Origin of the sequence: Actinoplanes derwentensis (assembly GCF_900104725.1) — a bacterium.
Taxonomy (GTDB): domain Bacteria; phylum Actinomycetota; class Actinomycetes; order Mycobacteriales; family Micromonosporaceae; genus Actinoplanes; species Actinoplanes derwentensis.
On sequence record NZ_LT629758.1, the window covers coordinates 10,472,739 to 10,486,552 of the forward strand.

A 13,814-nucleotide genomic window follows, 5' to 3' on the forward strand; every position below is an offset into this window, starting at 1 on the left:
TTTTGCAGTAACCCCCGGATGTGGAGCTGCAATCTGTCACTTTTCCGCTATAGATTGAAGGTATGAGTGGCGGGTGGTCTGATGTCCTGACGGTTGCCGACGAGCAGTGGGGGCTGGTCACCAAACAGCAGGTCGAATCGACCGGAGTCGCCTGGGCCACGCTGGCACGTGGGGTGCACCGAGGTGCCCTGGAGCGGGTCGCGCACGGCGTCTACCGGGTTCGCGGCGGCGGTGGGACCGACCATCTGGAGCTGCGTGCCGCCTGGCTGCAGCTCGAACCCGGGCTGCCGGCCTGGGAACGTGTTCCGGAGTCCGGGGCCGTGTCGCACCGATCCGCGGCGATGCTCTTCGGGATCGGGCATCTGCCGGCCGACACCCACGAGTTCACCCTTGCGACCAGAAAGCAGACCCGGCGTACGGATGTCCGGCTGCATCGTGGTGACGTGGCGGCGGACTGCGTCACCCTGGCCGGCCTTCCCGTGACACGACCCGGCCGGATCGCGGCGGACCTGCTGGCGGACCGGGAGGATCTGGGCGCGGTGGGTCAACTGGTGGCCGACGCGCTGCGGCTGGCCCTGGACGGTCCCGCATCGGTTGCCGCGGCCATCGCCCCGCATGCCGCGGCGTTCGAACTGCGCCGCCAGGACGGCATCGGCCTGCTTCGCTGGCTGCTGGATCTGTCCGGAGACCCCGAGCAGGAGAGGTGGCTCGCCGAAGCCGCCGCCGCCGCCGCCAAGGAATGTGCCGGATGACACGGCCGAACCCGTGGCACCGGACACCGGACGCCATGCGCCGGGCTGTCACCGACAAACTTCGCGTGGAAGCGTCAGGCGGCTCTTGGCCGTTGCCGGACCTGCAGCGCCAGTACGCCTACGACCAACTGATCGAACGGCTGTACCGGACCGATGACGGTTGGGTGATCAAAGGCGCCACGGCACTGCTGGCCAGGCGCGTCTCCGCCCGCCACACGATCGACGTCGACGTGTACCGGGCCGGTGCGATCGCCGACGTCGAGCGGCAGCTGCGGCTCGCCGCGGCACTCGACATCGGTGACTGGATGAGGTTCGAGGTCGGTCCGGCGGCCCGGATCCGGGCCGCCGGTGCCCAGGCGGCGCAGGTGCGGGTCAGATCGTTCATCGGTACGAAGGTGTGGACCGCCTTCCAGGTCGACATCGTGGCCGACGGCGTGGAGATGAGCGCCGAGCCGGATTCCGTCCCGCCGCTGACCTCGCTGTTCGCCTCGGAGAAGAGGCTGTGGCGGGCCTACCCACTGGTCGACCACGTCGCCGACAAGGTGTGCGCGATTTTCGAACGGCACGACGGGCGGCCGTCCACCAGATTCAAGGACCTGATCGACCTGGTCGCGATCACCGAGCGGGCCACCGTCGACGCGGAACTCCAGATGCGGGCGCTGCGTAAGGAGGGCCGGCGCCGCGTTCTGGAACTGCCGTCCGAGTTCGGCGTTCCTGATCGTGGCCTGTGGACGGCCGGATATCGGGCCGAGGCGCGCCGGGCGGTCGGCCTGACGGCGCTCGACCTCGACGGCGCGCTCGCCGTGGTCGGGCCGTTCCTGGATCCGCTTCTGGACGGGAGCGCCGGTGGCGCCTGGGACTTCGTGCGCCGTGAGTGGGCGCGGTCCGCCGGGTGAGCTATCTGGCCGCAACGGCTTGGGCGGTGCTGAACAGCCCCGCCTGATGTTCTGCCATGGCCGCCAGTATTGCGAGGCGCCGCGCTTCCACGCAGCAAATGTACTGCTCACCGTTACAGAAGTCCCCAAGTAGGGAATCCGCTGGCGCCTCAGGGCCTGTCGAGCATCGGATAGACAACAGTTAAGTTTGTCCACAGTGGAAGTATGCTGATCCGCGCTCGGGCGGTAGTGCCGTGTTCCCCGGCGGAAGAGGCTTCCATGTCGCGTGATCTGCCTTCCTGCCTGCGTCTGTTCGGTGAACTCGACCTGCGGCCGGTGGACGAGGCGCGGACCGTCTACTCGCCGGGGTCTATCTGGCCGACCTGTTGCGGATGATCCTGGCCGACCAGCCCACGGTGACGAAGGACCAGCTGTTCGCGCGGCGGCCGGATCTGAAGACGCTGCTGCTGGACGGGCCGAACACGGTCGGTGAGGTGCCGTACCTGGAGATCGTCACCGAGGTGCTGGAGGCGGTGCTGCGCGGGCGGCTCCCGGAGGACGCGGACCTGTACGCGTGGCTGGCTGAGGCCCGGTTCCCGGCCGCAGCGCCGTTTCATCTCGCTGATGTGCGGATGCGCCGCTACCTGGCGGGATTCGCGGTGCCACCGGCCGACCTCTACCGGGCCGCGCCGGGGTCGGTCAGGACGGGAGGCCGCCGACCTGGGTGTTCACCCAGGCCCGGATGGACGGGAGGTCGCCGTAGATGGACGGAGCGGTGGCGCAAGTGGAGCTGCTGTTGCCGGCGCGGCTGGTGACGCCGATCAGGTTCCAGCGGCCGCTCACCTGACGGACCTGCGGGCCGCCGGAGTCGCCGTAACACGCGCCGGCGGTGCCGTTGGTGTTGTTGGTGCAGATCTCGTAGGCGGCGTTGATGCCGGCGCAGCGGCTGTCGGCGACGATCGAAGTGTCCAGCTGGTTGGCGACGCGCGGGGCGGAGCCGCATCCGGGGGTGGGGCAGGTCTGGCCCCAGCCGATGATGCGGGTGGCGGTGCCGACGGCGCCGGATGTCGTCGGGATGGGGGCGGGGGCGTATGACACCGAGCTGGCCAGTTGCAGCAGCTTCACGTCGATGGTCGGGTGGCTGACGGCCCTGGTGACGGCGACGACGATGCCACCCGCGGCCCGGTCGGTGCTGCCCACCCGTACCGAGGAGGGGGTGGTGCAGTGTTTTGCCGTGACGGCCCAGTTGGCTTTGATCAGGGAGCCGGTGCAGCCGGACACGTAGACCATGAACGGGTAGTTCTCACTGGCGGGGGTGCCGCCGACCACGAACGGGCCGGGGATTTCGGCGGCTGCTGCCGCGGTGGACGGGGCGAGCAGGCCGGCCAGAGCGATCGCGGCGGTCAGGAGGAGTCGGCGCATGAATCGGCCCTTCTGTTCGGGGAACGGGCTTCTACCTGCGAACAAACCTTGCCAGATAATTACGAATGTCGATACATGTCAACTGGGGGCTCTACCGGGCGGGATGCCGGAGAGCGGCCTCCTACGATGGGCGTCGGTTCGTCGGTCACTGGGAGGACGCGTTGGACACCGGGATGTTCCGTAGGCCACCACGGCAGGCCGGGCCGGAGCCGGTGACCGGAGAGTCGCCGGTCGATCACCTGCGGCAGTTGAGCCGGCAGCGGACCGCGCTGCTCTGGCGGCATCCGGAGCCGGCGGCGCTGCCGTCGATGGTGGGGTCGTCGCGGATGTGGGAGCGGCGTACCGGCGACGAGGACTTCGCCGAGGTCCGGGTGGCGGTCGACGCCCGCAAGCCGACCGTCGACATCGCCGCGCTCGAACCGTCGGCCATCGAGGACCTGGAGACCAGCACCGCGATCGCCGTGCCGCATCTGCCGCTGTCGGTGCGGCTGCGGGCGTTCAGCCGGGTGACGTTGCGGGGCGAGCGGGAACCGGTGACCGGCCTGACCCGGGCCATGATCGCGCAGCTCGCGGTGTTGCACTCGCCGGAGGAGTTGCGGATCGCGGTGGTCGCCGAGCCCGGCCGGCTGGCCGCCTGGGACTGGGTGCGGCAGCTGCCGCACACCCGGGCCGCTGCCGGGACGCTGGTCTTCGAGACGCTGCTGGACCTGGAGAAGACGCTCGGCCGGGACCTGTCCGACCGGCCCCGCTACGACCCGGCCGCGAAGACCCCGGAGTCCGGCGCGCATCTGGTGGTGATCCTGGACGGCGGTGAGGTGGCGCCGACCTGCCGCCTGGTCGGGGTCGGCCCGAAGTCGACCACTGTCGTCGACCTGTCCGGCCAGGCGCCCGGAGGTGCCGGCCGGTGGCTGCTGCGACTCAACGTCACCGCCGCCGCGGTCGCGATCGACACCCCCAAGCAGACCACCCAGCTGGGTACGCCGGACATGCTCACCGTGGCGCAGGCCGAAGACCTGTCCCGCCGTCTCTCCACCCGGCAGCTCGCCGGTGAGGAGAAGGAACCGCCGGTGGAGAACGTCCGGCGGCTCGGCCACAGCGCGGTGCTGACCGACCTGCTCGGCATCCCGGACGCCGCCGCCCTGGACCCGCGATCCACCTGGCAGCCCGGCCCGGATCGGCACCTGCTGCGGGTCCCGATCGGCACCGGGGCCGACGGCGCGGTCGTCGAGATCGATCTGGGGGAGAACCCGCACGGCCTGATCGTCGGGGCGACCGGCACCGGTAAGACCCAGCTGATCCGGACGATCCTCATCGCCTTCGCGGTCACCCACTCGCCGTCGGAGGTCAACTTCCTGCTGATCGACCGGGCCGGCGGCCTGACCGGCGGGCACCTGGACGACCTGCCGCACACCGGGGCGGTCCTGAGCTACGTGGGCGAGTCCGAACACGACGACAACCGTCTGCTGCAGGCGCTCCTCGGCGAGATCGAACGCCGCCGGAATCTGATCAAGGACGACCCGCGGATCCCGATGCCGCGGCTGCTGGTGGTGGTCGACGAGTTCCAGGACGCGGTCGACCTCCGGTCGAACTTCATCGACGCGTTCATGACGATCGCCCGGTCCGGTGCCGAGGTGGGCATGCATCTGCTGCTCGTCGCACAGCGCCTGGAGGAGGGCCGGCTGCGGGGCCTGGACACCCACCTGTCGTACCGGATCGCCCTGCGCACCGCCTCCGAGCGGGAGAGCCAGGAGCTGATCGGGGTCCCGGACGCCTTCGAGCTGCCGAAGACGCCCGGCGCCGGGTTCCTGAAGACCGGCACCTCCAGCCTGCAGTGGTTCCGGGCCGCCACGGTCGACGGCGCCTACCGGGAGGAGGGTGGTGCGAGTCTGCTCGACGTGATCGCCGTCCGGCTCGCCGTCGAGGGCCCGCCGGCCCATCAGATCCTGCTGGCGCCGCTGGTCGTGGCGCCGAACATCGTCGACCTGCTCGGCGAACAGCGGCGGGCCCGGCTCACTGTGCCGGTGGGTGTCACCGACCGGCCGTACGAACAGCGGCAGGAACCGTACCTGCTGGAACTCGGCGGTGCGGCCGGCAACATCGCTGTGGTCGGCGGCGACCGGTCCGGCAAGAGCACCCTGCTGCGCACCCTGATCGCCGCGCTGGCCCTCACCCACGACCCGCGTGAGGTGCAGTTCCTCTGCATCGACCTGGGCGGCGGCGACCTGAACGCGATGGCCGGCCTGCCACACATGTCCGGGATGGCCGGGCGGTCCGACACCGACATCATCCGGCGGACACTGGCCGAGGTCGATGCCCTGATCGGCGCGCGGGAGGCCCGGTTCACCGGCCGTGCCGACTCCGACGACCCGTTCGGTGAGGTCTTCCTGGTGGTGGACGGGTGGGCGGAGCTGTGCGAGGACCACCGGGACATCGACCGGACGGTGCTGGACCTGGCCACCCGCGGGCTGGACTACGGGGTCCACGTGGCGATCACCGCGACCCGCTGGGCCGAGATCCCCGGTGACATGCGGGACCTGTTCGGCACCCGGATCGAACTGCGGCTCGGTGTCGCCGCCGAGTCGGAGATCGACCGGCGGGCCGCGCGCACCGTGCCCACCACGCCCGGCCGGGGACTGACCCGGGAGGGACTGCACTTCTTGACCGCCGTACCGCGCGTCGAAGGTCCGAATGATCTCTTCGATTCGGCGCGGGGCTCCGCGGAGCTGGTCGCGCGGGCCAAGGCCATCTGGCCGGCCGAGCGGGCACCGAGACTGCGGCTGCTGCCCCGGCTGTTGCCGGCCGCCGATCTCACCGGTCCGGGCATCCCGATCGGGCTCGACGAGGCGAACCTGGCGCCGGTCCGGTTCGACGACGCGGAATCCTCGTCGCATCTGGTGATCTTCGGGGATCAGGGATGCGGCAAGACCAACCTGCTGCGGCTGATCGCCCGGTCGGTCACCAGCCGGTACACACTCGACGAGGCCCGCCTGGTGCTCGTCGACTACCGGCGTGGCCTGCTCGGCGCGGTCGACGGGGAGCACCTGCTGACCCACGCCACGTCCGGGACGGTGCTGAACGACGCGATGGGTTCGATCATCGCCGCGATGTCCCGTCGGCTGCCCGGCCCGGACGTGACCCGGGAACAGTTGCGCGACCGCAGCTGGTGGCGGGGCCCGGACCTGTTCATCCTGATCGACGACTACGACCTGGTGGTCACTCCGGGTAACAATCCGCTGTCCGGGCTGGTGGAGCTGATCCCGTACGCGCGGGACATCGGCCTGCACCTGATCATCGCGCGCCGGGCGGGCGGTGCGGGCCGGGCGACGTACGAGCCGCTGCTGCGCCGTCTCGAACAACTCGACAGCCCGGTTCTGGTGATGTCCGGCAGCCCCGAGGAAGGCAAGCTGTTCGGCAAGGTCCGGCCCCGGCCGCAGCCTCCGGGCCGGGGTGTCCTGTCCCGGCACAGTGACGGGACGACGGTGCTCCAGACCGCCTGGAGCGATCCGGAGATGCCGTCGCTCAACGCCCGGACGAACCCTTGACCCGGTACATGGCACTGTCGGCGGCCCGCAGCAGCGCCTCCGGGTCGTAACCCACCTCGTCGGTGATCGCCACTCCGAAGCTGGAACCCGCCGACAGGCGCAGACCGCCCAGCGCGAACGACGGTTGCAGTGCCCCGGCCAGCCGCCGGGCCAGGGCACTCGCCTCGTCCGGGCCGGAGACCGTGCAGAGGACCACGAACTCGTCGCCGCCGAGCCGGGCCACCAGGTCGTCCTTGCGGACCGCCCCGGCCAGGCGCCGCGCCACACCGGTCAGCAGGGCGTCGCCGACGTCGTGGCCGTACGTGTCGTTGACCGCCTTGAACCCGTTCAGGTCGGCAAAGATCACGCCCACCGAACCGCCGGTGTTCTCGGCCGCGGTGACCGCCTGTTCGAGGCGTTCCATGAACAGGGCCCGGTTCGCGAGCCGGGTCAGGGAGTCGTGCTGGGCCTGGTCCTTGACCCGTTCGAACAGCAGCGCCTTGGAGACAGCCAGCGCCGCGATGTCGGCCAGGTGGATCAGCAGGGCGTCGGCCTCGCTGCCCTCCGGCGGGGCGCCGTCGACCACCAGGCTCCCTAGGTCGCGCCCTCCGGCGCTCAGCGCCACGACCCGGCCGGTAGCGGGTTCCCGCCCGGGGGACAGGTGGAGGGTGGCGGCGGTGACCGGGACCTCGGCGGTCACCATCTGTTCGACCTCCCGGACCACCTGGGTCAGGTCGAGGATGCCGACCAGTCGCTGGGTCAGCTCGTGCAGCCGCCGCAACCGTTGGAGCTGCTGCTGGGTGCGGCGCTGCAACCGGTCGTTGTCCACCGCCAGGGCCAGCCGGGTGGCGACCGCGCGTAGTTCCAGGGTGTCGGCGCCGTCGAACGGGGTGTCACTGCGGCGCATCAGCACCATGTAGCCCAGGGCCTCGTCGCCGGTGGCCAGCCGGGCCCAGGCGGCGTGCCGGACGCGGTACCCGGACAGCCACTGAGGTACCGGCACCGGGCCGGCCGGGCCGGCGAGCAGCGGATCGGCCGCGGTCGCCGCGACCACGGCCGCTGGTACCTCAGGATCGCCGGCCGGCATGTCGCGGTCGGGGACGCCCCAGGAACCGGCCGGTTCGGTACGCCCGTCGCGCACCAGCCAGAAGAACGCCACGTCGGCGGCGAACAGTTCGGCCACCTCACCGGTCGCGCTGGCCAGGATGTCGTCGGCGTCGCTGAGCCGGCCGAGCATGCTCACCACCTGGGCGATCCGGGTGGCCCGCGACAGCGCCTGCGCCGACGCGGCGTGCGACGCGGCGATCCGCGCGCGCAGGTCACGGACCTCGTCGCGTAGCCGGGTCAGTTCCTGGTCGTCGACAGAGTCGTCAACAGAGGAGTCAGCCATCAGAACGCCAGCACCGCCACCGTCGCGTTGTGGAAGCCACTCGACCCGGCCACCCGGGCGAACTCGCCGTAGGTGAACAGCCCGGCCGACGGCGCACCGGACAGGGCGGCCGTCACCGCCTCGGCCTCGGCCGACGCCCGGTCGCCGAACAGCGCGGTCCGCGCGGTGCAGCTGAACACCAGGGCCCCGCGCGGCGGCCCGGCGAGCTGGGCGACGGCATCCGCGGTGGCCTGCCCGGCGGCGTCGATCAGCTCCGCGAAGGTGCTCTCCATGATCTGCACGACCGCGTAGTCGCTGACGTGACCGAACATGGTCAGCCCGCCGTCCGGGGTGCTGCCGAGGATGTGCCGGACGTCGAAGTGCCCGGACGCGTTCGGCAGCCCCAGCGGGCGGTCCATCACCAGCCCGGCGAACGACATCCCCTCGACCTCCCGGGGGTCGCAGCCGCGCATCGCCAGGTAGGCGTCCCGGGCCGGGCGCCCGTCCAGTTCGCGGATCACATTGCCCTCGGCGCGGGTCACGAACATGGCCTTGCCGGTCGGCCGCCAGCCGTGCGCGGTGGCGACACCGAGCGGGACCGGCGAGTCGATCCAGACGGCGACCACCCCGTTGTGCAGGACCCGGTCCTCGGCGAGCTGGTAGGTCCGCACCATCCGCAGCGGTTCGGCCGCGGTGCCACCGACGATCGGCACGGTCGCCCCGGCCACCGCGTAGGCGCCGCGCATCACCTCACGCTGGTCGCCGGCGAGACCGTCGGAGAGGATCATCAGCACCGAGTACGGGTGACCGCCGCCCGCCCGCACCCGGGCCTGTTCAGCCGTCCGGCGGGTGGCACCGGCGATGTCGTCACCGAGCGGTTCGCCGGCCGCGACACCGATCGACGCGCCACCGGCGGGCAGGTACAGGGCGACACAGCCGGACGGCACGTGCCCGTCGATGGAGAACGACTCGAACGACGAACAGCCGACCGTGGTGGCCGCGCCCGCGACCGCCCGGGCGTCGTCCAGCACCGCCCGCGGGTCCTGGTCGCTGGTGGGGAAGACGACGACCAGGTCACCGGGCGCCGGGGTCCGGCCGCCCAGGGCCGCCGCCACGGCCGCGGTGGTGGCCGCCGGGCCGCGGCTCGTTCCGGTGCCGATGGCGTTCACGTCTGGTGCACCCGGCCACGGCCGGCGGCTTTCGCTGCGTACATCGCGGTGTCCGCTCTCTTGATCTCGTTCTCCGGGTCGGCGCCCCCGGGCGCCGTGATGACGCCGATGCTGGCGCCCACCCGGACCGGCACCCCACCGACCGGGATCGGTTCGGCCACCGCCTCGACGATCCGGGCGGCGATCACGGCTGCCTGCTCGTCGGTGGCGCCTTGAAACCGTCCAGGTCGACGACACCGTGCAGCCGGGCCATCACCAGCAGGAAGAGCAGGACGCTGCCGCCGACCACGACCGGCACGTCGAGCTGTTCGTCGTCGGGGAGCCATTCGATGGTCAGCACCAGCGGGGCCATCAGACCGGCGATGGCCAGCGAGACCAGCCGCCACCGGCCGATCATGCCGTCCTGGGGCGGGGTGGCCGGCCGATACCGGCGGACCCCCAGGTGGATCGCGGCCACGCCGGAGAAGTGCACGATCGAGACGATCACCGCCTGTGCCGGGCCCGGCGGCACCAGGTTGTGGACGACGGCACCGACAGCGCACACGGCGAGATACCACCGCCACCCCGCCATCGCGCCTTCTTCCCTCGCGGTCCGTCCTTCTGACCAATCGGCGCGCCGGGGCCGAACGTGAGAAGACCGGATGATGCTCCCGAGTAGCGGAACCGGGTATGAATGTGATTCGATTTAAGACGAAAGGCCGGGCATCTTCCCCCGTGGATGCCCGGCCTTTCCTTGTTCACTTTCTTCGTGCCAGGAGGATGCGTGCAGCTACCGGTCTCCGAGGAGTTCTTCCGCGACCCGTACCCGGTCTGGGCCGGCCTGCGCGACTCCGCGCCCGCCAGCCGGGTGGACCTGCCCGACGGTTCCCCGGTCTGGCTGGTGACCAGGTATTCCGACGTTCGCGCCCTGCTCGGCGACCCCCGGCTGTCCGTCGACAAGAGCAACGGCGACGGCAGCTGGCGGGGCTTCTCGCTGCCTCCGGCGCTGGACGCCAACCTGCTCAACATGGACCCGCCGAACCACACCCGGATCCGCCGTCTGGTGTCGCAGGCGTTCACCCCGCGCCGGGTGGAGAACCTGCGGCCGCTGATCCAGCGCACCGCCGACGACCTGCTGGACGCGCTGCCGGGCGACGGCGAGGCGGACCTGATCCGCGGGTACGCCGGTCCGCTGCCGGTGGCGGTCATCTGCGAGCTGCTCGGGGTGCCGGAGACCGACCGTGCCGACTTCCGGTCGTGGACCGACGTCATGCTGGTCCCGCCGCGCGACGATCCCCGGGCCGGGCTGCGGGCCGTCGCCGCCATCCACGCCTACCTGGTGGACCTGCTCGCCCGCAAACGCGCCGAACCGGCCGACGACCTGCTCTCCGCGCTGATCGCCGCCCGCGAGAACGGCGACCGGCTGTCCGAGGACGAGCTGACCTCGCTCGCGTTCCTGCTGCTGCTCGCCGGTTTCGAGAACACCGTGCACGCCATCGGCACCGGCGTCCTCACCCTGCTGACGGTGCCGGACCGGTCCGGCATGGTGGCGGACATCGGGAAGACCGTCGAGGAACTTCTGCGGTACGAGCCACCGGCGACCGTTCTGCTGCGGCGGTTCACCACCGAGGACGTCGAGGTGGACGGCGTCGTGGTGCCGCGGGCGGAGACCGTGCTCCTCGTGGTCGGCGCGGCGAACCGGGACCCGGCGGTCTTCACCGACCCCGGCACGGTGCTCCCCGGCCGGTCCGGCGGTCACCTGACCTTCGGGCACGGCATCCACTACTGCGTGGCCGCCCCGCTGGCCCGGATCGAGCTGGAGATCGCCATCGGCACCCTGCTGCGGCGTTTCCCCGAGCTGCGCCTGGCCGTCCCGGCCGGTGAGCTGCGCTGGCGGCCGTCGTTCCGGGCCCGTGGCCTGGTCGACCTGCCGGTTCGCCTGACCTAGAAGCGGACGCCGCCGTGGCGGTAACCGCCGAGGGTGTCGGCGGTCTTCGCGACCAGGGCGGCGCCGAGGTCGACACCCAGGTACTCGGACAGTTCCAGGGTCCGGATCAGGATGTCGGCCAGTTCCAGGCTGAGCGCGTCGTCCGGGCGGCGGGCCGCCGGGTCCAGGTCCAGGTCGCGGCTGCGGATCTCCTGCAGGGCCTCACTGACCTCGCTCTGCAGCAGCGCCATCCGGGTCGCCGCGACGTAGGCCCGCCCGCTGGGATGCGCCGCCTCGACGTCGCCGGACCCGGAGAACAGATCGATCTTCCGGGCGTACGCGTGGGCACTGCGCTGGGCGTCCGGCAGCAGCGCCGCCAGCGCTTCGATGTGCCGCAGAGTCTCGCTCACGAAACCACCACCTGTTTGGTCGGTGCGGGCCCGGCCGCCCGCAGGTGCCGGGCGATGCGCAGCAGATGCGCGGTCTCCCCGGCGATGTCGGTGCCGCCCCGAGGGTCGGCCGTCCAGCGTTCGGCGGGTTGTTCGCCGCGAGCCTTGGCCCGGATCGCGGCCGCCAGCACGGCAGCCTGCACCCGATAGGGGTCGCCGTAGTCCGCCTCCCGCGCCACCCGGGCGTCGAACCACGGGCGCAGCGCCAGCCAGCCGTCGCGGATCTCGACCACCAGCCGGACCAGGCGGTAGTCGATGTCCCGGACCGCACCGCGGCGGGTGTGGCTCGGGTCGAGCGCGATCTCCGGGGTGGCCCGGCTCAGCAACGCCCACAGCGGGTAGAGCCGGTGGTAGGTGCGCAGCCGCTGCAGCCAGGCTGCGGCGGCGGCCACCTTCGGACCCCAGGAGGGGATGGTGAAACCGATCAGGATGAGCACGCAGCCCGGCCCGGTGAGCAGCGGCGACATCTGCTGCTGCACGGCCGCCGGGATCGGTTCCCAGCCGATGTTGCGAGCGCCGATGTAGAACGCCTTCTCGGCGCAGTAGGCCAGCCCGAAGACCGCGCCCCAGCCGACCAGCCGCAGACCGAGGCGCAGGAACCGTTGCCGGGTCCGGCGGGCGAACCGCCAGGACAGTCGCAGGATGTCGGCCAGCGCGATCACGAAGTAGCCCAGGTACACCATCATGTACTCGGCCATGTAGGGCGCGTCGCCGTACCGGGTGGTGAACTCGCTGGTCAAAGTGGTGTCGAGGGGCGCGAGCGCGAAGAGGACGGCCATCGCCGCGGCACCGGCGGCCACCGCGAGGAACCGGAACCAGGTGCTGCGCCGGGGCGGGTCGGTGACCGTCCAGTGCAGCAGGAGCAGTTGCACCGAGACAGCGAACCCGATGATCCCGTAGTGGGCGATCAGCCGGGCGATGTTGGGGACACCGAACAGTTCGTCGATGCGCACGTAGACGAACGGGGTGTTCGCGGCCGGCGCCCAGACCAGGCAGGCCAGCATCGTCACCAGCGCGCGCCGGGTCGCGCTGCGCGGATCCCGGATCAACGGCGGGATCTTGTACGCCAGCGCGATCAGTGCCAGTGCCGCCACCAGCGGATAGATCACCGAGGACATCGCTCACCGCCCGCCGGGGTCGATGAGCGTGTGGTGCAGGCGGTTGAGCACCGGGTCCTCGGTGGCGGCGGGCCGGGGCCGGGCCAGCACCGAACGGCGCAGCAGCAGGGAGGCGATCATCTCGGCCTCCTTCTCCTGGACCTCGCTGTAGTCGGTGCGGCCCAGCACGGCCTGCACCAGCGACGGGTCGAGGTCGGGCAGCAGCAGGCGGGAGGCCTCGGCGTCGAGGACCGGCGCGGTCAAATGGCCGCAGATCAGATGGCCCAGCTCGTGCCGGATGATGTGCTCCTGATGCATCCGGCTGGTGCCGGCCTCGTAGAAGACGACGTCGAACCGCTCGGTGCGCACCGCGAGCCCGCACGGGCTGGAGGTGGGCAGGTGCTCGCCGATCAGGTGGATCGGGCGGCCCTGCCGGCCGGCCAGGACGTCGCACAGCTCGCGGACCCCGGCGGCGTCCGGCAGGCCGAGGTCGGCAAGGATCCGCTCGCACCGGCGGCGCAGCGCGCGATCGGCCATCAGGCGGTTCTCTCGTCGCTCTCGTCGCTCTCGTCGAGCCCTTCGAGTTTGCGGCAGCGGTCGACGAGTAGTTCGATCAGGTGGGTGCTGTCGTCGGAGAGCCCCTGCTGGCGCAGCACCCGGCGGAGCGCGACCTGCTGGACCTTCATCTGCCGGAGTTCGTTGAGCATGTCGATCTGCTCGCGCACCCGCCGGGTGACCGCGTCGTCCACGAAGAACCCCGGATCCACCCCGAAGGCCCGGGCCAGGGCCTGTACGTGGGAGGTACGCGGATCGGTGGTGATGCCGCGGCGCATCTCCCCGACGTAGGCGGCGCTGATGGTGACTCCGGTGCCGTCCCGCCGCCCCAGCTCGTTGATCTTGTTGGCGATCTCCTTGGTGGTGTACCGCCGGCCGGACTCCTCGCCCGGCCCCAGTTCACCGGCGGTCGGCCGGACCCGGTCGAAGAGGAACTCCAGTCGGGCCGCGAGTGTCTCCGGAGCCGGTGAGTCGTGTCCGGTCTGGTGCGGCGCCACCGGTCCTCCTAGATGGACGTGCGGTAAACAGTCGTGTCGCGGAATCGCCCGGCGGTACACGCTCGTTGACACCAAAGTGTAAAGACAGCGTATAGTCGCGACGGCGGGACAACGCATGTAGCTCGATGTCGCAATGTAGAGCACGGGCGTGTTCCGGGCCAGCGCCACCCCACGGGGACTGAGGGGCAGTGATGCGCCTCCG

Annotated in this window: 14 protein-coding genes; 5 read left to right on the forward strand and 9 right to left on the reverse strand. The window is 71.3% G+C overall.

What is annotated here, in order from left to right; translation table 11 throughout:
- Positions 1-62 precede the first annotated feature (62 nt).
- The 3 genes from BLU81_RS46750 (at position 63) to BLU81_RS52230 (ending at position 2,442) form a co-directional block, all read left to right on the forward strand.
- Positions 63-752, forward strand: coding sequence for a type IV toxin-antitoxin system AbiEi family antitoxin domain-containing protein (locus BLU81_RS46750; protein ID WP_092556127.1), 690 nt, complete (start codon positions 63-65; stop codon positions 750-752).
- Complete coding sequence (locus tag BLU81_RS46755) at positions 749-1,648, forward strand: nucleotidyl transferase AbiEii/AbiGii toxin family protein (RefSeq protein ID WP_157752107.1); 900 nt, start codon at positions 749-751, stop codon at positions 1,646-1,648. The genes BLU81_RS46750 and BLU81_RS46755 overlap by 4 nt, the downstream gene beginning before the upstream one ends.
- A 371-nt stretch (positions 1,649-2,019) precedes the next feature.
- Positions 2,020-2,442: a Tc toxin subunit A gene (locus BLU81_RS52230; RefSeq protein ID WP_092556131.1), complete on the forward strand. Its 423-nt coding sequence runs from the start codon at positions 2,020-2,022 to the stop codon at positions 2,440-2,442.
- Here BLU81_RS52230 and BLU81_RS46765 read toward each other — a convergent pair.
- A complete protein-coding gene (locus BLU81_RS46765; RefSeq protein WP_092556133.1) occupies positions 2,327-3,049 on the reverse strand; it encodes a S1 family peptidase in 723 nt (240 codons plus the stop codon). The two genes, BLU81_RS52230 and BLU81_RS46765, sit on opposite strands and share 116 nt — an antisense overlap.
- A 161-nt stretch (positions 3,050-3,210) precedes the next feature.
- Between BLU81_RS46765 and eccCb the strand changes: the two genes are divergently transcribed.
- Positions 3,211-6,591, forward strand: a complete 3,381-nt coding sequence (eccCb, locus tag BLU81_RS46770) for a type VII secretion protein EccCb (RefSeq protein WP_157752108.1) — start codon at positions 3,211-3,213, stop codon at positions 6,589-6,591.
- On the opposite strand, the gene BLU81_RS46775 is transcribed toward eccCb, so the two are convergent.
- Genes BLU81_RS46775 through BLU81_RS49035 form a run of 4 tightly spaced genes read right to left on the reverse strand, consistent with a single transcriptional unit; the run spans position 6,569 to position 9,679 of the window.
- Positions 6,569-7,960, reverse strand: coding sequence for a sensor domain-containing diguanylate cyclase (locus BLU81_RS46775; protein ID WP_092556137.1), 1,392 nt, complete (start codon positions 7,958-7,960; stop codon positions 6,569-6,571). The two genes, eccCb and BLU81_RS46775, sit on opposite strands and share 23 nt — an antisense overlap.
- Entirely contained in the window at positions 7,960-9,108 is a 1,149-nt protein-coding gene (locus tag BLU81_RS46780; RefSeq protein WP_092556139.1) for an FIST signal transduction protein, read from the reverse strand. Before BLU81_RS46780 ends, BLU81_RS46775 begins: the two co-directional genes overlap by 1 nt.
- Positions 9,105-9,296, reverse strand: coding sequence for a diguanylate cyclase domain-containing protein (locus BLU81_RS49030; protein ID WP_157752109.1), 192 nt, complete (start codon positions 9,294-9,296; stop codon positions 9,105-9,107). Before BLU81_RS49030 ends, BLU81_RS46780 begins: the two co-directional genes overlap by 4 nt.
- Entirely contained in the window at positions 9,293-9,679 is a 387-nt protein-coding gene (locus tag BLU81_RS49035; RefSeq protein WP_157752110.1) for a hypothetical protein, read from the reverse strand. The genes BLU81_RS49030 and BLU81_RS49035 overlap by 4 nt, the downstream gene beginning before the upstream one ends.
- A 192-nt stretch (positions 9,680-9,871) precedes the next feature.
- Between BLU81_RS49035 and BLU81_RS46790 the strand changes: the two genes are divergently transcribed.
- Complete coding sequence (locus tag BLU81_RS46790) at positions 9,872-11,035, forward strand: cytochrome P450 family protein (protein WP_231953863.1); 1,164 nt, start codon at positions 9,872-9,874, stop codon at positions 11,033-11,035.
- Here the strand turns inward: BLU81_RS46790 and BLU81_RS46795 are convergent.
- Genes BLU81_RS46795 through BLU81_RS46810 form a run of 4 tightly spaced genes read right to left on the reverse strand, consistent with a single transcriptional unit; the run spans position 11,032 to position 13,612 of the window.
- Complete coding sequence (locus tag BLU81_RS46795) at positions 11,032-11,424, reverse strand: nucleoside triphosphate pyrophosphohydrolase family protein (protein WP_092556145.1); 393 nt, start codon at positions 11,422-11,424, stop codon at positions 11,032-11,034. The two genes, BLU81_RS46790 and BLU81_RS46795, sit on opposite strands and share 4 nt — an antisense overlap.
- Positions 11,421-12,581: an MAB_1171c family putative transporter gene (locus BLU81_RS46800; RefSeq protein WP_092556147.1), complete on the reverse strand. Its 1,161-nt coding sequence runs from the start codon at positions 12,579-12,581 to the stop codon at positions 11,421-11,423. The genes BLU81_RS46795 and BLU81_RS46800 overlap by 4 nt, the downstream gene beginning before the upstream one ends.
- A gap of 3 nt (positions 12,582-12,584) precedes the next feature.
- On the reverse strand, positions 12,585-13,097 hold the full coding sequence (locus tag BLU81_RS46805; RefSeq protein WP_231953864.1) for a hypothetical protein: 513 nt from the start codon (positions 13,095-13,097) through the stop codon (positions 12,585-12,587).
- Complete coding sequence (locus tag BLU81_RS46810) at positions 13,097-13,612, reverse strand: aldo-keto reductase family protein (RefSeq protein WP_092556149.1); 516 nt, start codon at positions 13,610-13,612, stop codon at positions 13,097-13,099. The genes BLU81_RS46805 and BLU81_RS46810 overlap by 1 nt, the downstream gene beginning before the upstream one ends.
- Positions 13,613-13,814: the final 202 nt, after the last annotated feature.